Raw genomic sequence first — 21,711 nt, 5'->3', positions numbered from 1 at the left:
TTCGGCAGTTTTGCCAATTTCCTCTCGGGCTCAAACAGACGGGACAAAAGTGCGACATCCCAGTAGAGCTCATGCTACGTTGTACATATGTAGCGTGGCTTACTGCCGACGCAGATGTTCACTGGGAGAGGGAAATTGAAGCCTCTTGCACACGTTTTCGCATGCCTGTTGCTGGGCTCCATATCGCAGCTCGTTCCGGCACAGAGCCGGAATGTGCCCACCGTGCCGTCGTCGGACGGGCAGGTCCCGGACACGATGGAAGCACGCGTGGCGGCTTGTGTCAGCTGCCACGGTGTTGCAGGGCGCGGCGTCCAGAATGTCTATTTCCCGCGCCTGGCCGGCAAGCCCGCAGGCTACCTCTACAACCAGCTGGTGGCCTTCCGGGACGGTCGCCGCAAGTACGTTCCGATGAACTACCTGCTGGCCTACCTGCCTGATGCCTATCTCTACAAGATGGCGGAATACTTCGCCGCCCAGAACCCGCCGCCGCTGGCGACGACGGGGCAGCCGCCATTACCGCAGCTGGTGCGGGATGGACAGCAGATCGTCACCGGCGGCGTGCCGGCGCGCCGCATTCCTGCCTGTGCCACTTGCCATGGCAGTGACCTGGCGGGACGTGAACCAGGCATTCCTGGCCTGCTGGGCTTGCGTGCCGACTACGTGAGCGCGCAGCTTGGCGCGTGGCGTTATGGCGTACGTACCGCGCTGGCTCCGGACTGCATGCAGGTAATCGCGTCGAGCCTGACCGAGACGGAGGTCGCCGCCGTGTCGGCCTACCTGAGTTCTCTGCCGGTGACCGATGTCCGGCCCGTGAAGGGGAATACGACGGCGCTGCCCATGCCCTGCGGCAGCCAGGTCCATTCGAAGTGAAAGGCATGCGTCCATGAGTACATCTGCCAAGTTCAAGCGAGCGACGATCTGGGGTCTTGCCGGCGGGGTGATCGTGCTTGGCGTGGCCCTGGCCCTGACGGTGGGCCGCGGGCTGCGGCCGCCGGAACTGCTGAACAGCAGGGCCGGGACCGAAGTCGACGGCATGGCGTCCGCCGAACTGATCGCGCGCGGCAAATACCTGGCGCAGGCGGGCGACTGCATCGCCTGTCATACGATTCCTGGTGGGAAAATTTTCTCGGGCAACCGCCCCATGCCCACGCCTTTCGGGACGCTGTATGCGCCGAACATCACGCCCGACCGTGAAACCGGCATCGGCGACTGGACGGCTACCGAGTTCTTCAACATGATGCGCACTGGTAAGTCGCGCAAGGGCGAGCTGCTCTATCCGGCCATGCCCTTCGCGAGCTATACCAAGGTGACGCGCGCCGACAGCGACGCGATCTTCGCCTACCTGCGCTCGGTGCCGGCGGTGCGCATGCAGACGCGCGAACACGACCTGCGCTTCCCCTACAACAACCGCTCGCTGCTGATCGGCTGGCGCACGCTCTATTTCCAGGAGGGTGAGTACCAGCCGGATCCGGGCAAGTCCGCCGAATGGAACCGTGGCGCCTACCTGGTCCAGGGCCTGGGCCACTGCGCCATGTGCCATACCCCGATCAACGCGCTGGGCGGCTCGTCGGAAGAGCAGGCCTTCCGAGGCGGCCTGATCCCGATGCAGAACTGGTACGCGCCCTCGCTCACCTCGAACAAGGAGGCCGGGCTGGGCAACTGGGAAATCCAGGACATCGTCGACCTGCTGCAAAAAGGGGTGTCGAACCGCGGCACCGTCTACGGACCAATGGCCGAGGTCACCTTCAACAGCCTGCAGTTCATGACCGACGCCGACGTGCGCGCGATGGCGGTTTACCTCAAGAGCCTGCCGGCGGACCAGCCGGTCAATACCGATCCCGACATGGCCCCCGCGCGCGCGCATGCCACCCAGCAGTTCGCGCAGGGCCGGCGCATCTATGACGCGCAATGCGCCAGCTGCCATGGCGAGCGCGGGCGTGGCAAGCTGCCGCACTATCCGCCGCTGGCGAACAACCAGTCGATCACCATGACTTCCGCCGTCAACCCGATCCGGATGGTGCTCAACGGCGGCTACCCGCCTGGCACGCGCCGCAATCCGATGCCCTACGGGATGCCGCCTTTCTTCCATGAGCTGTCGGACGACGACGTTGCGGCGGTGGTGACCTATATCCGGACCGCTTGGGGCAACCGCGGCGCGCCGGTGACGGCGCGCGAGGTGAGCGAACTGCGCGCGGCGACCGTCGAGTAATTCCTGGAAGGGCTGATTAACAAGGAGAATCCATGATCCTGGAACCGATGGACAGTGATGGCAGCGCCGACCAGCAGCGTGTGGACGCCATCGTGGCGCAGGGGCCGCGCGGCGCCTTCGCCGTGGCGGGGCTGGCGGTGGCGATCGTCATGGCAATCTGGCTGGCGTTCTACGTACTCGTATACCTGGCGCGGGGAGGAGGCTAAGATGGCCAACACCACGCCGGACATTCCCCGTGGCGCCGACGGCGACGCGCTCGAACATGTCGCCCACGCGGCCGAGATGCGCTGGGCCTGGCTGGTCGGCGCCATCATCGTGTTCCTGGTCGGGATGATCGTTTACATGAGCGTGCACTGGGCCGCGATGCCGCCGGTGCGCACCGAGACCATCGATCCCAATACCCTGCACCTGTCGGGCGAGTTCGTGGAAGGCAACCTTGGTTCCGTGCTCGAGGATGACGGCAGCGTCACCGTGCGCGTGCTGGCCAACCAGTACTCCTTCACTCCTTCGTGCGTGCTGGTCCCGGCGAATACGCCGGTGCGCATTCGCGGGACCGCCGCCGACGTGGTCCACGGTTTCTCGATCGCCCAGGGCAACGTCAACGTGATGCTAATCCCGGGCTACATTTCGAACTTCAGCACGCAATTCGAGAAACCGGGAGAGCACGTGTTTCCCTGTCACGAATACTGCGGGGTCGGGCACGCGGCCATGTGGGCACGCGTGAAGATCGTCGACCGGGCCGAGTTCATGCGCCAGGCCAGCGAGGGAAGGAGGGCGAGCTGTGTTCAGCAATGATTCCAGACGGCTGGTACTGGCCCATTTCTGGGTCGCCTTCGCCGCGTTCTTCGTCGCCCTGGTACTGGGCGAATGGCAGATGTACATCCGCAGCCCTCTGCGTGACTGGATCGGCAACCCCGAGCTGTACTACCGCGCCGTTACCGCGCACGGGTCGGCCATGGGCTATGTGTTCCCGACCCTGGTGGCAATGGGCTTCGGCTATGCGATCGTGGAACTGGCGCTCAAGCAGCCGCTGGTGGGACGGCGCTGGGCCTGGCTTGGGTTCTTCCTGGTGGTGATCGGCACGGTGACGGCAATGGTGCCGGTGTCGATGGGCCTGGCCACGGTGCTGTATACCTTTTACCCGCCCCTGATCGGGAATGCCTTCTACTACATTGGGGTGGTGCTGGTGGTCGTGGGTTCGTGGATCTGGGTGGCGCTGATGTCGATCAACCTCAAGGTGTGGAAGGCGGCCAACCCGGGCGCCACGGTGCCGCTGCCGATGTTCGCCAACCTGGCCGGCGCCTACCTGTGGGCCTGGACCTCGCTCGGCGCGGCCATCGAGATCCTGTTCCTGATCCTGCCGGTGGCGCTCGGCTTCAAGAGCACCATCGACGCCGGCCTGGCGCGCGTGTTCTTTTCCTGGACCCTGCACGCGATCGTCTACTTCTGGCTGATGCCCGCCTACATCGCCTTCTACACGCTGGTGCCACGCGCCATCGGCGGGCGGCTCTACAGCGACAAGATGGCGCGCATTTCCTTCGTGCTGTTTCTGGTGTTTTCGATGCCGATCGGCGTGCACCACCTGTTCCAGGACCCGCAGGTTGGCTCGGGCGTGAAGTTCCTGCACGCCGTATTTACCGGCATGGTGTCGGTGCCGACCCTGCTGACCATCTTCACCATCACCGCCTCGGTCGAGATCGCGGGACGGCTGCGTGGCGGCACCGGGGCCTTCGGCTGGGTCAAACGCCTGCCATGGAAGAATCCGATGATGCTGGCGGTCGCCTTTTCCTTCATCCTGCTCGGCTTCGGCGGTGCGGGCGGCCTGATCAACATGAGCTACCAGCTCGACTTCGCCGTCCACAATACGCAGTGGATCACCGGCCACTTCCACCTGATCTTCGGGGGCGCCATCGTCATCATGTATTTCGCGCTGGCCTATGACCTGTGGCCGCACCTGACCGGCAAGCAGCTGGTGGCCGGACGCATGATGCGTGCCCAGCTCTGGCTATGGTTTGTTGGCATGATCGTGCTGACATTCCCCTGGCACATCACCGGCATTCTCGGCATGCCGCGCCGGATGGCCTATTTCGACTACAGCCATCCCGAGATCTCGGCCCAGGCGATCACGGTGATCATCACCTTCTTCGGCGGGCTGCTGCTGGTGATCTCTGGCCTGCTGTTCCTGCTGGTGCTGCTGCGCGGCCACCGCAGTGAGCGCGTCAGGCTGCCCGAATTCCGCTTCAGCCAGCCGGTGCATGCGGGCGGCCGGATGCCCGCCGCGCTCAACAGCTATGCGCTGTGGCTGGCACTGATGATCGGGCTGTCGCTGGTGAATTACGGCTACCCGATCAGCCAGCTCATCGCACTAAAGCAGACCTCGGTGCCGGCGGTGCCGGTGGGAGCACAGCCATGAGCATGGAAAAGACCTTTTCATTCCGCAACCGCTGGTTCGCCTGGAGCGTCGCGATCCTGGCAGTGATCGCCTTCGCGGCCGCGCTGGTCGGCTTTGTCTGGGTGCCGAAAGCGCATGCCCGCGCCGCGATGGAAAGCCTGTGGGAATCGATCTGCAGGGCCGCGGGCGCGCCGGCACCCTATCAAAGCGCAGCACTGCCGGAGGATGAACGGAAATATCCGAGCAACGTGATCGTGAACGCCACTATGATGGGCGCCGCGGGAAATGTCTCGGTGGGCAGGGGGGCAACGCTGGCGATGGCCTGCACCATGTGCCATGGCGCGCGCGGGACCAGCCCGGCCGGGACGCCGCACCTGGCGGGGCAGCCGGCTTCGAGCACCTACAAGCAGCTGCGCGACTTCGCATCGGGCCACCGCCCGAGCGCCATCATGCGGCCGCTGGTGATGGAGCTGAGCGACCAGGACATGCGCGATCTGTCCGCCTATTACGCTTCGCTCGAGCGCGAGCGCATTGCCGCAGTGGAACAGGTGGCACAGGCAAGTCCACGATTGGTGCGCAACGGCGACCCCATGCGTGCCATCGGTGCCTGTGCCTCGTGCCACAGCCCGCATGCCTCGCGTCCGGCCACACCGGTGCTGGAAGGATTATCGGAAAGCTATCTGCGTGACCAGCTCACGGCATTCCGTGATGGCCGGCGCGCCAACGATATCAACCGCCAGATGCGCAATGCCGCGCATGGCCTGACAGATACGGAGATCGTGGAGCTCAGCCGGTACTACGCTGCCCGCTGATCTGCAGGCTTGGGGCCTGCGTTGCCTCAGCCGCAAAGCAGGAGGTACAGCCCGCCGTAGGCCAGCACGGCCACGACGATGCCCAGGAGGATGCCCAGCAGGGGATAGACGTTGAACCTCGAGCGGGATTTCACGCGTTCAAGGTGCTTCGCACCTTTGCCTGCTTTCTCTACGGGCTTGCTTAGGTTCATGACGGTATCCCTGCATGTCTAGTATTGAACATAAGTCTCGTCTGCAGGCTTTTCAAGCGGTTTGCGCAAACCTGCAGCAGCTCAAGGCAAGCATTTCTGTTTGATAAGGTGTTTTGGCATGGGCTGGTCTGCTTGCAGCGGATTATCTTGCCGCTTGTGCACGCTAGCGTACAGACGGCTGCGTTTGAAAGCGGACATACTGCAAGCCTCAGTTTTGTGATGAGTTACTTGCCGCCTTCGAGAGACCATGCTGCCGACTTTCGTAACCCTGGTTGCCGTGATCGTCCTCGCGACGCTGCTTCCCTTGTTGCGATGCACAGGGTGGTGGATACGCGACCTTGATTTTCCGCGCCTTCAATTGGCCATCCTGTCGCTCGCCGTGCTGGTCGGGCAGTTCGTGTTCCTCGACTGGCGCGACAGCCATTTCCACCTGCTGCTGGTGGCGAATGCCGCCTGCCTCGCTTACCAGGCCTGGTGGATCTTTCCGTACACAAAGGCCTATCCGCACGAGGTGAAGAATGCGGTGATTGGCGGGGCGAACCGCCAGTTCCGTATCCTGACGGCCAATGTGCTGATGCCGAACCGGAATACCGATGGCTTGATCGCGCTGATCCGCCAGCACCAGCCCGACATCTTCGTCACGCTGGAAACGGATGCGTGGTGGCAGGAAAGGCTGGATGTGCTCGAGAAGGACTACCCCCATGCCATCAAGTGTCCGCTCGACAATCTGTATGGCATGCACGTCTATTCGCGGCTGCCGCTGGAAGACAGCGCCATCCAGTTCCTGGTCGAGGACGACATCCCGTCGATCCATACCCTGGTCATCCTGCCGTCCGGACACAAGGTGCGCATGCATTTCCTGCATCCGACGCCGCCCAGCCCGACGGAACACATGGAATCGACCCAGCGCGACGCCGAGCTGCTGGTGGTCGCCAAGAGCGTGGACGAGGCCGGCCTGGAGACGCCGGTGATCGTCGCGGGCGACCTGAACGATGTGGCGTGGTCGACCACCACCAGGCTGTTCCGCAAGATCAGCGGCCTGCTCGATCCGCGCATCGGGCGCGGCATGTTCAATACCTTCCATGCCGGCTTCTGGTTCGCGCGCTGGCCGCTCGACCACCTGTTCCACAGCGAACATTTCACGCTCTCGCACATCGAACGCCTGCCGTCTTTTGGCTCGGACCATTTCCCGATGCTGGTCGAGCTCACCTATGACAGTGCGCGCGGCGCCGATCAGGAGGGCCTGGTGGCGGACGAGGAAGACCACGAGCTGGCGGACGAGAAGATCGCCGCCGAGGATGTGGAGGTATCAGATGTGCACGAGCCCCAGCCGTAAGGCCGTGCTGGATCAGGCGGAGGACGCCCCGCTCACCAGCGCCTGGGCATACACCCCGAAATCGTCCAGCCCGCGCTTGATGATGGTTACCAGCGCCGGCAGCGGCGCTTCCTGGTAATCCCATTCGGCGCGGCAGAATTCGCCGGTGCGCTTGAGGTCCTCGGCCAGCAGGGGAGAGATCCAGCCGTGTTCGGCCAGCAGGGTGATGACTTCGCGTTCGTCGTGCGGCAGGCCGAGCCTGGCGTTGCCGATCACGTAGTCGCCCATCTCGATGGCGGCTTCCCAGGCGCGGATCACGTTGAGGGTGGCCGCATCCTGGCGCGTGAGGTCGGTGACAAAAGTGGTCGGGTCCTTTTCGTATTCCTCGCGCGCGCGCCGGCAGCAGCGTTCGATCGTCCCCGCCTTCTGTACCAGGATGTCGTCGTCCATATACCCTCCACTAGATCAGGAACATCACCGCCGCCACGCAGGTCGGCCCCAGCGCCCCCAGGAACAGCCCGCCCATGCCGATCGAACCGTCCTCGAAGCCCTCGCGCAGCAGCGCGGCGCCGGCCGGGTTCGGCGCGTTGGCGATGACGGTCAGGCCGCCACCGGCGACCGCGCCGGCCACCAGCATGTACTTGGCGTGGTCCGATAAACCCTCGATCAGGGAACCGAGGTAGGTCAGTGCCGCATTATCGGTGATTGCCGTCAGGGCCAGCGCGCCGAAGAACAGCGCGGTCGGCTCCAGGCTCGACACCAGCGGCTGCAGCCACCATTGCTGCATGCCGCCCAGCACCACCAGCCCGGCCAGGAAGAAGCCGACCAGCAGGCCTTCCTTGATGATCAGGCGCGACTGGTGTTTCGGGTAGGCCTGGGTATAGCCGAGGAAGAGCAGGAACAGGCCGATGAACAGCACCGGATGGTGCGCCAGCAGCACCACGCTCCCCAGGAGGACCAGGTGGACGATCGAGACCACCCAGGGCAACTGCACGTCCTCGACCGTGTTCCCCGGCGTCAGGTGACGGCGCAGCAGCAGGGTGATGACGGTCGCGTTGAACACCACCGCCAGCGCGGCGCGCCAGCCGAAGGTGGAGGCCATGAAGGCGCTGTCCCAGCCCCAGGTGCCGGCCACCATCAACACCGGCGGGGCGGCGTAGGAGGTGAGGGTGCCGCCGATCGAGACGTTCACGAACAGGACGCCGATCGCGCCGTACTTGAGCCATTCGGGAATGCCGGGCCGGAATACCTGCGGGGCCAGCATCAGGGCCGCCAGCGTCATCGCGGCCGGCTCGGTGATCAGGGAGCCGGACAGAGGCACCAGCGCCAGGCCGAGCCAGCACAAGGCCACCTCGGTGCGTACCGGGGCCAGCCGGGCCAGCAGGGCCAGCAGGTCGCGCACGGCGTCGAGCACCGGCTGCGAGGCCGCGATCACCATCACCACGAACACGAACAGCGGCTCGGTGTACTGGCGCGATTCGACATAAGCGATGGCCGTGGCGCCATCGGCCAGCAGGGCCATGGCCAGGATCAGCACGAAGGCCCAGAAGCCGAACACGACTTCGACTTCGCCCAGCAGGTGGAACAGCCCGGCATGGCGCGGGTGCCGCTTGGCTAGTGAGTGAAACAGCTTGGTGGAAAAGGTGTGGACGAGGGCGATCGCGAACAGGATGGCGCCGGTGAGCTGGAGCGTATTCACAGGGCGACTCCGTCGCGTGCATGAGACAGGTTAATCATTGTCTGGGTGTAAATGGACAGAGCGCCATTATTTCATGATTCGCCATGCTGGCGCGGTTTTCCAGGCAGGGCACACCTTTAAGTTCTGTCAATACCAATCGCCCAACTGGTATGGCCTAAAAGAATACATCTTGCCAAATCCGGGCTCAGCGAGTACTGTACGTTTATACAGTACTTTTTTACCAACCCATATGAACTGCTCACCCACCGCAGGGGCTTCCCCTATGGCGCCGGAGGCCTTGCACCCTTCGCTCTGGCGCGCCTCGCAGCTGGCACGCTCCGGCACGCGCTGCGTCGACACCGGGCATGCCGCACTCTCTTCTCAATTGCCCGGCGGCGGCTGGCCGGTCGGCACCCTGGTCGAGCTGCTGCAACAGCAGCCCGGCATCGGCGAAATGCGCCTGCTGCGCCCGGCCCTGCAGGCCTGCGCCGAGCGCCGCATCGTCCTGCTGCAGCCGCCCCATCCGCCCCAGGCCCTGGCGCTGGCCGCGCTGGGCCTGCCGCCCTCGCGACTGCTGTGGCTGCGTACCAGCCGCAGCGCCGACGCGCTGTGGGCGGCCGAACAGGTGCTGCGCAGCGGCAGTTGCGGCGCGCTGCTGTTCTGGGCCAACCATGCGCGCGGCGAAAGCCTGCGCCGCCTGCACCTGGCGGCCCAAGCCGGGGAAACCCTGTTCTTCATGCTGCGCCCGCTGGCCGCGGCGCAGGACGCTTCTCCCGCGCCCTTGCGCCTGGGCTTGCGGCCCGCGGCCGGCGGCATGCACGTCGATTTCGTCAAGCGCCGGGGGCCGCAGCGCGATGCGCCGCTATTTTTACCCCTCGGCTTACCTCTCACTTCTTCTCTCCTGCAAAGACATGCGTTTGTGGATCGGCCTCTCCCTACCCCAGCTGGCGCTCGAAATCTTCAGCCCCAACTGGTGCAGTGACCCGGGCAGCGTCGTGCTCGAGCAGGACCGCGTGCTGGCGGTATCACCAGTAGCACGCGCGGCCGGCGTCGGGCGCGGCATGCGGCGCGGCGGTGTGCTCATGCTCATGCCCGAAGCGCGGCTGTACGAGCGCAATCCCGCGCGCGAAGCCGAGGCGCTCGATGCGGTCGCGCTGGCGATGCTGCAGTTCACGCCCCAGGTCGCGCTGGCCGAGGAGGCGACGCTGCTGCTCGACATCGGCGCCAGCCTGCGCCTGTTCGGCGGCATCCGCGCCCTGTGCGCCCGCGTGCGCGCCAGCCTGCGCGCGCTCGGCTTCACCGCCTCGGTCAGCTGCGCACCGACGGCGCGCGCGGCCTGGCTGCTGGCGCGCGCGGGGGCGAATGCGATGGCGCACGGGAGCAGGCAGGGCGGCAGGCGCGTCCTCGGACGTTCCTTGCGCATGGCTTCGCTCGAGCGCCGCCTCGAGCACCTGCCGGTGGCGCTGCTGCCGCCGGCCCGGCCCTATATGTCCTGGTTCGAAGGCATCGGCTGCGAGGCGCTGGGCCAGCTGCGGCGCCTGCCGCGTCCGGGGCTGCAGCGGCGCTGCGGGCGCGAGCTGCTCGACATGCTCGACGCCGCCTACGGCATGTGTCCCGAGCTGTTCGACTGGGTCGCGCCGCCCGAGCATTTCCGGGCCCGGCTGGAACTGTTCGACCGCATCGAGCAGGCCGATCTGCTGCTGGCCGGCGCCCACCACCTGGTGCTGCAATTGGTCGGCTGGCTGTGCGCGCGCCAGCTCGCGGTGGAGCGCTTCACCTTGCTGATGGAGCACGAGCGCGGACGGGTGGCGATGCCGCCGACGCCGCTCGAGATCGTCCTGGCCGAGCCCGCCTGGCGCGACGAGCACCTGGTGCGCCTGTTGAAGGAACGCCTGGCCCGGCAGGAGCTGCCGGGACCGGTGATCGGGCTCGGGCTGGAAGCGCGGCAGGTGAGGGCGATGGCGCCGCCGACCGAATCGCTGTTCCCCGAGCCGGGCGGTACCGAGGAAGACCGCATGCGCATGCTGGAGCTGCTGGTGGCGCGGCTGGGACCGGAGAACGTGCTGCAGGCGCTGCCCCAGGCCGATTACCGGCCCGAGGTGGCCAACGAATGGGTGCCGGTGCAGCAAAAGACCGAACGCACGGCGGCAGCTGCGGCGCGGCTGCCGCCGATTGTCACCAGCCTGCCGCGCCCGAGCTGGCTGCTGGCCAAGCCGATCGCGCTGCTCATGCGCAACCACCGGCCCTTCTACGGTTCGCCGCTGATGGTGGCCTCGACACCCGAGCGCATCGAGGCCGGCTGGTGGAGCGAGGCCCAGACCCGCGACTACTTCATCGCCGAAGGGCAGGACCATACCTTGTACTGGATTTACCGCGAACGCATCGTCGGCGCCGGCGAGGATGCCGAGCCGCGCTGGTACCTGCACGGGCTGTTCGGATAGCAGATACAAGGGAGGAGGAATTTCCGGGCAGACCGAAGGTCATGCAAAGGCTTAACCGGGCGCTTCCTTCGGCGCGTTTGCGCGATACTGGCGCATGCAGCCCCCCGGGGCTGCTCTGGTTACCAACAATCTCACTCCATGGAGGACCGAGTGTCCGGCTTGATGAACAGCCGCTGGTGCAGTGACAAGGGGCGGCCCGGATTCGCTCCCGGCAATATGCAGGCGGATGGACAGGATGCGCGAGCACAGGTGGGAGAGGTGCGCAAGGTACTGGTCGTCGATGACGAGGCCGACGTAGCGGACCTGGCCGAGATGCTGCTGGCGGCCCACGGCATGGACGCCATGGTCGCCTATTCGGGCGCCGCAGCCCTCGAGATGCTAGCGGCCCACCCCGACATCGACGCCGTCATTTCCGACGTCATGATGCCCGGCATGAATGGGCTGGAACTGGCCGAACGCATCGCCGGGAACTATCCGGCGGTCAAGATCATCCTCGCGTCCGGCTATATGGCGCCAAGCATGTTCAACGGACAGGCGATGAAGCAGCTCTTCATTGCCAAACCCTACCGCATCGACCAGTTGCTCCGGCTGCTGCGCACCTGAGGCCGCACCGGCGCTTCAGGCCGGCATGACGCGCGTCAGGTGCAGTTGGCGGCGCAGCACGTAGCCCAGCGACTCGTACAGGGCGATTGCGCCCAGGTTGCCGGGATAGACGTGCAGGAAGGCTTGCCGGCCCCCCGACATGATGCGAAGCGTGCGCTCGGCCAGCAGGTGGCGCGCATAGGCCTTGCCGCGATGCTCGGGATGGACGCAGACCGCGCTCACCTCGACCCCGCCATGCGGGCGCATCCGTTCCCCTGCCATCGCCGCCAGTCGGCCGCCATCCCGGATGCCGAGGAATTCGCCCAGTTCGTGGGTACGCTCTGCGAACGGCCCCGGGTTGGTCAGCCCGGCAAGCAGGCGCATCTCGCCGGCGTCCGCCTCGCCCAGCACCGTGAACGGCAGCGTGCCGGGCCGTGGCGCGCGCGTGGCCACCATCTGCAGCACCGGATCGAGCGGCGTCAGCACCAGTCCGGACCGCTGCGCGGCCGTCTGGCGCGGCGCCTCGGGCGTGACCAGCATGGCCGCCTCGCCGGGTTCGAGCAGCGCCGCCAGCGCCTCCCAGGCCGCGGGACTGTCGTCGGCCAGTGCCGCAAAGGGACCGATCTCGCGCGGATAGCGCCTGGCCAGCGGGCCGCCGCGGGCCAGGTGGCGGTGGCCGCCTTCGAGGGACGACCACACCGGCCGGTCGAGGCTGGCGTGCAGGGCAGGGGACATGGCGTGCATCCTCTCGGTTGTCGATAAGGAGATGATAGCGCCGTCGCCTGGTATCGGCAGCGGCATGCTATTGTCGATGCCGGAACCCAGGCAGAAGAGGAAACGATGGACGCAAGATCGATGGATTACAGCGAACTGCTGTTCGCCTACCATGTGCGCGAACTGGCGATGAAGCGCCTGGTGCACGAGACGCCGGAAGGCTTGACGGCCGAGGCCGCGACCCAGTACATGTTCGAGCGTTTCGAACCCACCGTCCTCGGCGTGGTGCGCGAGCTGCAGAACGTGGCCACCATGATCCGCAAGGCGGACCCGGGCGGGGCGGCCTAGCCCCCCGGGCTATTCGCTGACCTTGCCGCGCAAGGACTTGACCCGCCCGCTGCGCGCCTTGGCATCGAGCCGGCGCAGCTGCGATCCGCGCGTCGGCCGGGTCGGGCGGCGTACCTGGGGTACGACGCTGGCCTGGTCGACCAGGGCCTGCAGGCGCTGCAGCGCATCCAGCTTGTTCTGTTCGAGGCTGCGCGAGGCCTGCGCCTTGAGAACGATCACGCCTTCCTGCGTGATGCGGGCGTCGCGCAGGGTCAGCAGGCGCTCCTTGACGGCTGCCGGCAAGGACGACGCGGCCACGTCGAAGCGCGCGTGCACCGCACACGACACCTTGTTCACGTTCTGTCCGCCCGGTCCCTGGGCCCGGATTGCGCTGAATTCGACTTCCGCCGGATCGATGACTGCCATGTCCCACCTGTCAAAGCTTCAGACGACATTGTAAGGGCAGGGCGCCTCCTTCCGCAGCGATCTTGCCGCACGACATAAGAGTTTCGTGTGGCCCGGCATCGGTTGCTGCGCTATCATGTATTTACGTGCTCACTGCCTGCCGCGCGCACCGCTGCGCGGCCATCCCGGAGGAGCTTTGAACCTGTCGCCCCTGCCCCTTGCCGTGTTCGTCGTCGATGCGGCCGGGACCGTCACCAGCTGGAACAAGGCCTGCGAAAAACTGGCCGGCTACGGCCCCGGCGAAATCCAGGGCATGACCCTGGACCGCATCGTCGAGTTCGACGACCCCGCAGGCGCTGAACCGCGCATGGCCGCGCGCGCCGACGCCGAGAACGATGGCACCCTGCACACGGCCGACGGCCGGCGCCTGCCGGTGCGCATCACGGTGGCGCCGCAGTCCTTCGACACCGAGACGCCCGGCACCTTCAGCGTCATCCTCATCCCGCGCACCAGGCAGTTCCCGACGCGCTATGCCCTGATCCAGGACCTGCCGGTGGCCGACATCCTCGAGTCGCTGCCCTGCGTGTTCTACGTGATCGACCAGAGCGGCCACCTACTGCTGTGGAACCACCAGCTGGAAGAAGCGCTGGAGATGGATGCCGATGAGCTGCCCACTTCCAACGTCAAGTTCTTCTTCGACGAAAAGGAGCGGCCCCTCATCGTCGACAAGATCCTCGCCGCCTTCGACGGCGGCGGCTCCACGCACGAGGCGGAACTGGTCGGCAAGCACGGCAAGCGCACGCCCTACCTGTTCCGCTGTTCCCTGGCCCACCTGGGCAACGTTCCGGTCGTGTTCGGCACCGGCATGGACATCACGGCGCGCAAGCAGGCCGAAATCGGCCTGCGGGTGCGCGAGCGCGCCATCTTCTCGAGCCTGAACGCCATCGTCATCACCCGCTGCGAAGAAGACGAGCACCGCATCGACTACGTCAACCCGGCCTTCGAGCGCATCACCGGCTACCTGCTTTCCGAGATCCGGGGCCAGGATCCGCGCTTCATGGCCATCCCGGGCTGCGACGAGGACGAGCGCCAGCGCATCCGCGAAGCGCTCGCGCGCAGGGAAAGCGTGCGCGTGGTGCTGCGCAACAAGCGCAAGAACGGCGAGGTGTTCTGGAACGACCTGCGCATTGATCCGGTGTCCAACGCCGACGGCGAGATCACGCACTTCGTCGGGGTCATCAACGACATCACCGAGGCCCGCCACTACGAGCGCCGCCTGCACCACCTGGCCCACCACGACCCGCTCACCGGCCTGGCCAACCGCACGCTGCTGCAGGACCGGCTGCGCCAGGCCATCGAGAACGCGAAGCGCGGCGGCTTCATGGTGGCGCTGGCCTTCCTCGACCTCGACAACTTCAAGCACATCAACGACAACTTCGGCCATGATGCCGGCGATGCGGTGCTGCGCGAAATCGCCCAGCGCCTGCGCGAGAACGTGCGCGAGGAGGACACCATCGCGCGCATGGGCGGCGACGAATTCGTCCTCGTCATCTGCAACCCGGCCAGCCACGAACGCATCGCCGAACTGATCGAGCGCATCCGCCGCAGCGTCATGGCGAAGGTAGAAGTGAAGGGGCGCGACATCCTGCCCGGCACCAGCATCGGCGTCAGCATCTTCCCCGACGACGGCGACAGTCCCGAGAAGATCATGCGTGCGGCCGACGCCGCCATGTACCACGCCAAGACCCTCGGCAAGAACAACTTCCAGTTCTATTCCACCGACCTGAACCAGATCGTGCACGAGCACCTGATGCTGGAGGCGAACCTGAGCCGCGCGATCCGCGAGCACGAGATGGTGCTCGATTACCAGCCGAAGGTCGACCTGCGCAGCGGCAAAGTGGTGGGCGCCGAGGCCCTGGTGCGCTGGCGCCATCCGGTCGAGGGGGTGATCCCGCCCGACCGCTTCATCCCGGTGGCCGAGGAAACCGGTCTGATCGTGCCGCTGGGCGACTGGGTCATCGACGAGGCCTGCGGCGCGCTCAAGGCCATGGAAGCGCTCGGCGTGAAGGATTTCGTCATCGCGGTCAACCTGTCGGCGCGCCAACTGCGCCAGCGCCAGTTCGCCGAGCGCCTCGGCGCGACCCTGCGCCGCCACGGCGTCGACCCGCGTTCGCTCGAACTCGAGGTGACCGAGAGCCAGCTGATGGACCATCCCGACGAAGCGCTGGACGCGCTGGGCCAACTCAAGGCTCTAGGGGTGCGCCTGTCGATCGACGATTTCGGCACCGGGTACTCGAGCCTGAGCCACCTGCAGAAATTCCCGGTCGATGTCATCAAGATCGACCGCTCCTTCCTGGGCGACGTCGGCCACGACGGCCACCTGGTCATCACGCGCGCCATCATCGCGCTCGGCCACAACCTCAAGCTCAAGGTGGTGGCCGAAGGCGTCGAGACGCGCGAGCAGATCGCCTTCCTGCGCGAACACGACTGCGACCAGATGCAGGGCTTTTACTTCAGCCCCGCGCTGCCGCGTGAGATGCTGCAGGAGATGCTTGCCAGGGACGCGCGCCTGCCCGATTGAGCCGCAAGAAAAAAGACCTCAGGCCTTGCCGCCGTCCCGTGCCTGCAGCAGCGCCCAGACCTGCTCCGCGTCGACCGGCTTGATCAGGTAATGGTCGAAACCCGACGCCCGGGCGACTTCCCGGTCCTTGTCCTGGCCGTAGCCCGTCACCGCCACCAGCATCGCTCCCGCGGTCTCGGGCAGTCGGCGCAGGCGGCCGGCCAGTTCGTTGCCGTCCATGTCGGGCAGGCCGATGTCGATCAGGCAGACTTCCGGCCGCTCCTGCCTGGCCCGCTCGATGGCGCGCAGCGAAGAATGTTCGACCGTGACCACGTAACCGAGCAGTTCGCACAAGGCCGCCAGCACCTCGGCGGCGTCGACGTTGTCGTCGACGACCATGACGCGCAGCTGTTCCGCGCGCGCGGCCGGCGCCGCCTGCGCCTGCGCGGGCGCGACGGTGGGCGCCGGCACCTGCCGGTGGCGCGGCAGATGGATGCTGAACCTGCTGCCCTGTCCCAATCCCGCGCTGTGCAGCGCGACCCGGCCGCCATGCAGCTCGACCAGGCTCTTGACCAGCGCCAGGCCGATGCCCAGGCCGCCCTGGGCGCGGTCCGGCGTGCGCTCGGCCTGGGCGAACAGCTCGAAGGCATGGGCCACCGTGTCGGGCGTCATGCCGATGCCGTTGTCCGTCACCGTGATCACCACCTGTTCGGCTTCGGTACGCAGGTGCAGCACGATGCTGCCGCCTTCCGGCGTGTACTTGGCCGCATTGTTCAGGACGTTCGCAACGCACTGGACCAGGCGTTTCAGGTCGCCCCACACATGCGCCGGCCCCGGCGCCACGTGGACTTCCAGGCGGTGGTTGCGCAATTCGATCAGCGGCTTGACCTGCTCGACGGCTTCGCTGACGACGCTGCGGGCGTCGACCTCGCGCCGCTCCAGGCTGACCAGGCCGCGGGTGACGCGCGACACGTCCAGCAGGTCGTCGATGAGCCCGGTCATGTGTTTCACTTGGCGCGAGATGATTCCGCTGGTCTGCCGCACGCGTGTTTCGTCGAGCCGCCCGAGGCGCAGCAGGTCGGCAGCCGAGCTGATCGGGGCCAGCGGATTGCGCAGCTCATGCGCGAGCATGGCCAGGAATTCGTCCTTGCGCCGGTCGGCCTCGCGCAGCGCCAGCACCGCCTGCGCGCGCGCCACCGCATCCCAGGTACGGGCCGCGGTCTGGCGCATCAGTTCGACGTCCTCGTCGCTCCACGCGCGTGACTGGTCGTGGTGGGCGAACATGAAGGCCACCGTCTTGCCGTCGCGCTGGATCGGGGCCGCCACCGAAGCGCGCGCGCCGATCTCCGCGTGGGCCGCGGCGGCCGCGCCAACGGTGCGCGGATCGCTGGCCAGGTCGCTGACGCGCATGACGCGTCCCGCGCGGATATCGGCTGCCAGGGACAGGCCGTAATCGTCGAGCCGCTCGACCCGCGCCGGCAGTTCCGGCACCCGGCGCACGTCGTTGTAGTTGTGCCCGACGACGCCGTACTCGACCGCCTCGTCCATGCTGACGTAGCCGACCCGCGGCACGCCGAGGATGCGCGCCAGCTCCCGGGTGGCCACGGTCATCATCATCGCCGGGTCGTCGGCGACGCTGCGCAGTTGTTCGTCCAGGTCGAGCAGCATGGTTTTGTGGGCCTCAGCCTTCTGCGCCGCCAGCACCGCCAGCTTGCGGGCGCTGACGTCATCGAAGAACACGGCCAGGCCGTCCTCCAGCGAGGGGTTGGCCCGGACCTCGATCCAGGCCCGGCTTCCATCCGGCAGGAGGCAGGCGTGTTCGGTCGACTCGGCCTTGCGGCCGGCGCGCGCGCCCGCGAGGAGGGCGACGATCCCGGCGCCGGCCAGCGCCGGGAAGGCCTCGCAATAGGGCTTGCCGACGATGGCCTCGCGCGGCAGGGCGGAAAATCGCAGTGCCGCATCGTTCGCATAGCCCACCGTGTCGTCCGCCGCCAGCAGCACCAGGCCCTCGCTCAGTGTGTCGAAGATGTACTGGCTGCGGTCGCGCTCCTGGCGCAGGGCGGCCTGCGCCAGGGCGTTCTCGACCGCCGACCAGGTGCGCTCGGCCACGTCGCGCGTGACCAGGATGTCGTCGCCGGTCCATTCGTAGGCATCCGGCTTGGCGACGTTCAGGTTGGCGGCCCAGCGTCCGTCCTTGAAGATCGGCACCGCCAGCAGCGCGCCGATCATGATGGCCCGGTAGCTGGCGACGAAGGCGGCGGTCCTGGCATCGGCAGCCATGTCGTCGACCACGAAGTCGCTTCCCGTGCCCAGCGTCGCCACCACCGCCGGCCCGAAGTCGTCGATGCGTCCGGAGCTGGGGATGGGCGGCATCCCGGCGCCGAACCATCCGGCGCGCGAGAAGAAGGTATGGCCGTCCGCGCCGACTTCGGTGTACCAGCAGTGCGAGGCGCCGAGATACCCGGCCAGCAGCCTGGTCGCTGTCTCGACGATGGCGGTGGGCGAGGACAGGGCCTTGAGCTGGTCGGCGAGCTTGAGCTGGAAGGCGCGCCAGCGCGCGTTCAGGGAGGATGGTTCGTGCATGGATGCTCCTTCAGGCCGGCGCGCGCAGCGTCAGCCTGATGATCTCGCCCGGCTGCCACAGGCGCATGCGCGGGCCCCAGCTGCCGGCGCCGCGGGTCACGTACAGCATCATGCCGTTCACGTCGTAGGCGCCGATGTATTTCGCGAAGCGCTTCCTTACCGCATAGCTGAAGGGCCAGATCTGGCCGCCGTGGGTGTGCCCGGACAGCATCAGGTCGACGCCGCGCGCGCTGGCTTCCTCGATGATGCCGGCGGCCGGGATGTGCGACATCAGGATGGTGGCGGTGCCGGTCGGCGCCGGGATGGTGCGCGCCAGGCCGCTCGTGATCTCGCGCTCGTTGCGCATGGCGCGGCCGATGTCCTCGATCCCGGCCAGCACCAGGCCCGGGGCCAGCTCCACCTGGCGGTCGCGCAGCCAGCGCACGCCGCCTTCTTCGAATTCGCGCACGGTGGTCTCGGCGTCGCCGTAGAACTCGTGGTTGCCGGTCACCGCCCACACGCCCCACGGCGCGCGCAGCCCGCGCAGGGTCGGGGCCAGCTGCGGCTCGCCGATCGGATCGTCCTCGACCTGGTCGCCGAGCAGCAGGACCGCGGCCGGCTTCAATGCGTTGATCTGTTCGACGCGCGCCGCCAGCCATTCGGAGCGGCGCTGGGCGCCGAGGTGGATGTCGCTGACGGCGACGATGACGGTGCCGTCCAGCGCCTGCGGCAGGTTCTTCATCTCGACTTCCTGGTCGACGATGACGGGGGCGCGCATGCCCTGGAAGATGGCGAAGCTTGCGAGCAGCACGCCGCCGATGGCGCCGATGGCGCGCAGCTTCTGGGTATGCGCGCGCCACCAGAATCCAAAGCCGCTGGCGAGGTCCGTCACCAGCAGGCACAGCGACATGATGAAGGTGATGCCCAGCCAGGTCAGCGCGAACTGGCCCGGCCACCAGCGCCAGTCGAGGGCCTGGTCGCCGATGCGCACGCCGGCGAAATACAGCAGCCAGACCAGGAAGGCGCCGATCCACCAGGCGCGCCGCGGGATGCGGCGCTTGACCGCATCGAGCGAATACACGCGGGCGGCGACGTACAGGTGGAACAGGGTACCGACGATATTGAGGACGATCGAAAACATGGATGCAGATGCTGTGGCTAAAGGTGCTTACCTTAACGCAAATTTGACAAATTTGCGGGCACACAGGGATGCAAATAATATTTGCAAAAATGCCTAAAAATCCATATTTCGTATGTCTTGAAACTGCCGCGGCATGGCACTAGATTGGAGTCACCGGATGCTCACGATGAGGTCCGGCAACTATATCGCTTAAACTTTACGAGGATATTTATCATGCGTACTTTCGACCTGACTCCCCTGTACCGTTCCGCCATCGGTTTCGATCGCCTGGCCAGCCTGCTCGAGCAGCGCGCCGAGCCAAGCTACCCGCCGTACAACATCGAACTGGTGAGCGAAGACAACTACCGCATCGTGATGGCCCTGGCCGGCTTCACCCGCGACGAAGTGGAAATCGTGACCGAGCGTGATACCCTGCACGTCACCGGCCGCAAGCAGAAGGACGAGACCCAGCGCACCTTCCTGCACCGTGGCATCGCCGCCCGCGATTTCGAGCAGCGCTTCCAGCTGGCGAACCATGTGAAAGTCACCGCTGCATCCTTCGACAACGGCATGCTCACCATCGAACTGGTGCGCGAAGTGCCGGAAGCGTTCAAGCCGCGCAAGATCGCCATTGGCGACGCCAATGGCAATACCAATAACGTGCAGCAGCTGGAACAGCGCGCCGCCTGAGTACAGATAGTCGTTTGAAAGAAGGGCGTCCCGCGGGGCGCCCTTTTTGACGATGGGCCCGGCTTCGGTTTAAGAGCGGTCTAAGGCCAAAAGTTGCCTGCTTAAGCATGGTCTAAGCCAGCTTTGGGAAGATAAGCCCATCGATAAAGAACATCATCGGTCAACCATTTTCATCAGGAGCACATACATGCGTAACGAAGGTGCCGTCACTGCCATCACTGCCAAACGCCTCACGCTGGCCCTGTGTGCCGCGGGCGTCATCGGCGGAGCGGTCGGTGCGCTTGCCGTCAACCATAACAACGTGGCAGCCGAAACCGCGGCCGCCGCAGCAGCGCCGGCGCCTGTCGCCGCCCCAGCTCCTGCCGTCGCCGCCCCGGCTCCGGCAGGCACCGTGACCCTCCCCGACTTCACCCGCATCGCCGCCCAGCACGGCAAGGCGGTGGTCAACATCCAGGTGGTCGGCAGCACCAAGACCGCCAATCGCGGCAACGTACCCCAGCTCGACCCGCGTCACCCGTTCTACGAATTCTTCCGACAGTTCCAGGACCCGCGCGGCAGCGGTCGTGGAGCGCCCGTTTTCGGCGCCGGATCGGGCTTCATCGTAAGCCCGGACGGCGTCATCCTGACCAACGCCCACGTCGTGCAGGGCGCCGACGAAGTCACCGTCAAGCTGCATGACCGCCGCGAATTCCGCGCCAAGGTCGTCGGCGCCGATCCGAAGACCGACGTGGCCGTGCTGAAGATCGACGCCAAGAATTTGCCGGTGACGCCGCTCGGCAAGTCGCGCGCACTGGCCCCGGGCGAGTGGGTGCTGGCCATCGGCTCGCCCTACGGCCTCGAGAGCACCGTCACCGCCGGCGTGGTGAGCGCCACCGGCCGCAACCTGCCGGACGGCCAGGTGCCCTTCATCCAGACCGACGTGGCGGTCAACCCGGGCAACTCGGGCGGCCCGCTGTTCAACACCCGCGGCGAAGTGGTGGGCATCAACTCGCAGATCTACAGTCAGACCGGCGGCTACCAGGGCCTGTCCTTCTCGATCCCGATCGACATCGCGGTCAAGATCAAGGACCAGATCATGGCTACCGGCAAAGTCCAGCACGGCAAGCTTGGCGTGAGCGTGCAGCCGATCGACCAGGTCTTCGCCGACTCCTTCCGCCTCGATTCGCCGGACGGTGTGCTGATTGCGAGCGTCGAGCGCGGAGGACCGGCCGAGCGCGCCGGCCTGAAGTCGGGCGACATCATCCGCCGCCTGAACGGCCAGGCCATCGTGTCGCCGGGCGACCTGTCCAGCAGCGTCTCGCTGTCCAAGCCGGGCGAGCGCGTGGCGCTCGACGTCTGGCGCGACGGTAAACTGGTGCGCATCGACGCCGTCATCGGCGATGCCAGCGAGAAGGCCAAGCGTGGCATGCCGGAAGAGCTGGCTGCCGGCGGTGGCGACAGCAAGGGCGCCAAGCTGGGCCTGGTCCTGCGCCCGCTCGAGCCGATCGAGCGCCGCCAGAGCGGCATCGCCTCGGGCCTGCTGATCGAGGATGCGCGCGGCGCGGCGGCGTCGGCCGGAATCGAGCCGGGCGACGTGCTGGTCTCGGTCAACGGCCGCGCGGTCAACTCGCTCGACCAGGTGCGTGACGTGGTATCGAAGGCCAGCAAGTCGGTGGCCTTGCTGATCCAGCGCGGAAGTGAAAGAATCTTCATTCCAGTGCGGATTGGTTAAGA

20 protein-coding genes are annotated in these 21,711 nt (G+C 66.5%); 14 read left to right on the top strand and 6 right to left on the bottom strand.

Annotation, left to right across the window (positions count from 1 at the left end):
* Window positions 1-135: 135 nt before the first annotated feature.
* From YWC_RS0104865 to YWC_RS0104830, 7 genes are all read left to right on the top strand, one after another.
* Window positions 136-870: a c-type cytochrome gene (locus YWC_RS0104865; protein ID WP_503826177.1), complete on the top strand. Its 735-nt coding sequence runs from the start codon at window positions 136-138 to the stop codon at window positions 868-870.
* A 13-nt stretch (window positions 871-883) separates the two neighbouring features.
* Window positions 884-2,209 (top strand): c-type cytochrome, encoded by a 1,326-nt coding sequence (locus tag YWC_RS28345; RefSeq protein ID WP_081926047.1) that lies wholly within the window; start codon window positions 884-886, stop codon window positions 2,207-2,209.
* A 32-nt stretch (window positions 2,210-2,241) separates the two neighbouring features.
* Window positions 2,242-2,415: a hypothetical protein gene (locus YWC_RS33300; RefSeq protein WP_169728088.1), complete on the top strand. Its 174-nt coding sequence runs from the start codon at window positions 2,242-2,244 to the stop codon at window positions 2,413-2,415.
* A gap of 22 nt (window positions 2,416-2,437) precedes the next feature.
* Window positions 2,438-3,004: a cupredoxin domain-containing protein gene (locus tag YWC_RS0104850; protein WP_371846084.1), complete on the top strand. Its 567-nt coding sequence runs from the start codon at window positions 2,438-2,440 to the stop codon at window positions 3,002-3,004.
* Window positions 2,991-4,622, top strand: coding sequence for a cbb3-type cytochrome c oxidase subunit I (locus tag YWC_RS0104845; RefSeq protein WP_027864355.1), 1,632 nt, complete (start codon window positions 2,991-2,993; stop codon window positions 4,620-4,622). Before YWC_RS0104850 ends, YWC_RS0104845 begins: the two co-directional genes overlap by 14 nt.
* On the top strand, window positions 4,619-5,413 hold the full coding sequence (locus YWC_RS0104840; protein WP_027864354.1) for a c-type cytochrome: 795 nt from the start codon (window positions 4,619-4,621) through the stop codon (window positions 5,411-5,413). The genes YWC_RS0104845 and YWC_RS0104840 overlap by 4 nt, the downstream gene beginning before the upstream one ends.
* Before the next feature lie 438 nt (window positions 5,414-5,851).
* Complete coding sequence (locus tag YWC_RS0104830) at window positions 5,852-6,940, top strand: endonuclease/exonuclease/phosphatase family protein (RefSeq protein WP_027864353.1); 1,089 nt, start codon at window positions 5,852-5,854, stop codon at window positions 6,938-6,940.
* Window positions 6,941-6,952: 12 nt separating this feature from the next.
* Here YWC_RS0104830 and hepT read toward each other — a convergent pair whose 3' ends face one another.
* Together hepT and YWC_RS0104820 are read right to left on the bottom strand one after the other, a co-directional pair.
* The gene (gene hepT / locus YWC_RS0104825; protein ID WP_027864352.1) at window positions 6,953-7,369 is read right to left on the bottom strand and encodes a type VII toxin-antitoxin system HepT family RNase toxin; all 417 of its coding nucleotides are present in this window, start codon (window positions 7,367-7,369) and stop codon (window positions 6,953-6,955) included.
* A gap of 10 nt (window positions 7,370-7,379) precedes the next feature.
* A complete protein-coding gene (locus YWC_RS0104820; protein WP_027864351.1) occupies window positions 7,380-8,618 on the bottom strand; it encodes a putative Na+/H+ antiporter in 1,239 nt (412 codons plus the stop codon).
* 229 nt (window positions 8,619-8,847) lie between these two features.
* Between YWC_RS0104820 and imuA the strand changes: the two genes are divergently transcribed.
* The 3 genes from imuA to YWC_RS0104805 all read left to right on the top strand — a co-directional run bounded on the left by imuA (window position 8,848) and on the right by YWC_RS0104805 (window position 11,641).
* Window positions 8,848-9,579, top strand: coding sequence for a translesion DNA synthesis-associated protein ImuA (imuA, locus tag YWC_RS0104815; RefSeq protein WP_051306231.1), 732 nt, complete (start codon window positions 8,848-8,850; stop codon window positions 9,577-9,579).
* Window positions 9,509-11,038: a Y-family DNA polymerase gene (locus tag YWC_RS0104810; protein WP_084416311.1), complete on the top strand. Its 1,530-nt coding sequence runs from the start codon at window positions 9,509-9,511 to the stop codon at window positions 11,036-11,038. The genes imuA and YWC_RS0104810 overlap by 71 nt, the downstream gene beginning before the upstream one ends.
* Before the next feature lie 150 nt (window positions 11,039-11,188).
* Window positions 11,189-11,641, top strand: coding sequence for a response regulator (locus YWC_RS0104805; protein ID WP_229413009.1), 453 nt, complete (start codon window positions 11,189-11,191; stop codon window positions 11,639-11,641).
* Between the two features lie 15 nt (window positions 11,642-11,656).
* Here the strand turns inward: YWC_RS0104805 and YWC_RS0104800 are convergent, their stop codons facing one another.
* Complete coding sequence (locus YWC_RS0104800) at window positions 11,657-12,355, bottom strand: GNAT family N-acetyltransferase (protein ID WP_036213218.1); 699 nt, start codon at window positions 12,353-12,355, stop codon at window positions 11,657-11,659.
* A 105-nt stretch (window positions 12,356-12,460) separates the two neighbouring features.
* Here YWC_RS0104800 and YWC_RS0104795 point away from each other — a divergent pair, with 105 nt between their 5' ends.
* Entirely contained in the window at window positions 12,461-12,682 is a 222-nt protein-coding gene (locus tag YWC_RS0104795) for a hypothetical protein (protein ID WP_036213081.1), read from the top strand.
* A 9-nt stretch (window positions 12,683-12,691) separates the two neighbouring features.
* Here the strand turns inward: YWC_RS0104795 and arfB are convergent, their stop codons facing one another.
* Window positions 12,692-13,087: an alternative ribosome rescue aminoacyl-tRNA hydrolase ArfB gene (arfB, locus tag YWC_RS0104790; protein ID WP_027864345.1), complete on the bottom strand. Its 396-nt coding sequence runs from the start codon at window positions 13,085-13,087 to the stop codon at window positions 12,692-12,694.
* 175 nt (window positions 13,088-13,262) lie between these two features.
* Between arfB and YWC_RS28340 the strand changes: the two genes are divergently transcribed.
* Window positions 13,263-15,647 carry a sensor domain-containing protein gene (locus tag YWC_RS28340; protein ID WP_036213077.1) on the top strand — a complete coding sequence of 795 codons (2,385 nt, stop codon included), beginning with the start codon at window positions 13,263-13,265 and terminating at the stop codon, window positions 15,645-15,647.
* Window positions 15,648-15,665: 18 nt separating this feature from the next.
* Here YWC_RS28340 and YWC_RS31455 read toward each other — a convergent pair whose 3' ends face one another.
* A complete protein-coding gene (locus YWC_RS31455) occupies window positions 15,666-18,209 on the bottom strand; it encodes an ATP-binding protein (protein ID WP_051306229.1) in 2,544 nt (847 codons plus the stop codon).
* Between the two features lie 10 nt (window positions 18,210-18,219).
* On the bottom strand, window positions 18,220-19,329 hold the full coding sequence (locus YWC_RS0104775; RefSeq protein ID WP_027864344.1) for a metallophosphoesterase: 1,110 nt from the start codon (window positions 19,327-19,329) through the stop codon (window positions 18,220-18,222).
* A 213-nt stretch (window positions 19,330-19,542) separates the two neighbouring features.
* Here YWC_RS0104775 and YWC_RS0104770 point away from each other — a divergent pair, with 213 nt between their 5' ends.
* On the top strand, window positions 19,543-19,998 hold the full coding sequence (locus YWC_RS0104770; protein WP_027864343.1) for an Hsp20 family protein: 456 nt from the start codon (window positions 19,543-19,545) through the stop codon (window positions 19,996-19,998).
* A 187-nt stretch (window positions 19,999-20,185) separates the two neighbouring features.
* Window positions 20,186-21,709: a Do family serine endopeptidase gene (locus tag YWC_RS0104765; protein ID WP_027864342.1), complete on the top strand. Its 1,524-nt coding sequence runs from the start codon at window positions 20,186-20,188 to the stop codon at window positions 21,707-21,709.
* The last annotated feature ends 2 nt before the right edge of the window (window positions 21,710-21,711 follow it).

Source organism: Massilia alkalitolerans DSM 17462, assembly GCF_000427785.1.
GTDB classification, from domain to species: domain Bacteria; phylum Pseudomonadota; class Gammaproteobacteria; order Burkholderiales; family Burkholderiaceae_D; genus Telluria; species Telluria alkalitolerans.
The sequence above is the reverse complement of the archived record's forward strand: the minus strand, read 5'-3'. Positions and strand labels throughout refer to the sequence as shown.

What these genes read in the sequence shown, in the direction of transcription:
- YWC_RS0104800 (WP_036213218.1), bottom strand. Translation starts at nt 12,355, where the DNA reads ATGTCCCCTGCCCTGCACGCCAGCCTCGACCGGCCGGTGTGGTCGTCC.
- YWC_RS33300 (WP_169728088.1), top strand. Translation starts at nt 2,242, where the DNA reads ATGATCCTGGAACCGATGGACAGTGATGGCAGCGCCGACCAGCAGCGT.
- YWC_RS0104775 (WP_027864344.1), bottom strand. Translation starts at nt 19,329, where the DNA reads ATGTTTTCGATCGTCCTCAATATCGTCGGTACCCTGTTCCACCTGTAC.
- arfB (WP_027864345.1), bottom strand. Translation starts at nt 13,087, where the DNA reads ATGGCAGTCATCGATCCGGCGGAAGTCGAATTCAGCGCAATCCGGGCC.
- YWC_RS0104840 (WP_027864354.1), top strand. Translation starts at nt 4,619, where the DNA reads ATGAGCATGGAAAAGACCTTTTCATTCCGCAACCGCTGGTTCGCCTGG.
- YWC_RS0104795 (WP_036213081.1), top strand. Translation starts at nt 12,461, where the DNA reads ATGGACGCAAGATCGATGGATTACAGCGAACTGCTGTTCGCCTACCAT.
- YWC_RS31455 (WP_051306229.1), bottom strand. Translation starts at nt 18,209, where the DNA reads ATGCACGAACCATCCTCCCTGAACGCGCGCTGGCGCGCCTTCCAGCTC.
- YWC_RS28345 (WP_081926047.1), top strand. Translation starts at nt 884, where the DNA reads ATGAGTACATCTGCCAAGTTCAAGCGAGCGACGATCTGGGGTCTTGCC.
- hepT (WP_027864352.1), bottom strand. Translation starts at nt 7,369, where the DNA reads ATGGACGACGACATCCTGGTACAGAAGGCGGGGACGATCGAACGCTGC.
- YWC_RS0104810 (WP_084416311.1), top strand. Translation starts at nt 9,509, where the DNA reads ATGCGTTTGTGGATCGGCCTCTCCCTACCCCAGCTGGCGCTCGAAATC.
- imuA (WP_051306231.1), top strand. Translation starts at nt 8,848, where the DNA reads ATGAACTGCTCACCCACCGCAGGGGCTTCCCCTATGGCGCCGGAGGCC.
- YWC_RS0104770 (WP_027864343.1), top strand. Translation starts at nt 19,543, where the DNA reads ATGCGTACTTTCGACCTGACTCCCCTGTACCGTTCCGCCATCGGTTTC.
- YWC_RS0104830 (WP_027864353.1), top strand. Translation starts at nt 5,852, where the DNA reads ATGCTGCCGACTTTCGTAACCCTGGTTGCCGTGATCGTCCTCGCGACG.
- YWC_RS0104765 (WP_027864342.1), top strand. Translation starts at nt 20,186, where the DNA reads ATGCGTAACGAAGGTGCCGTCACTGCCATCACTGCCAAACGCCTCACG.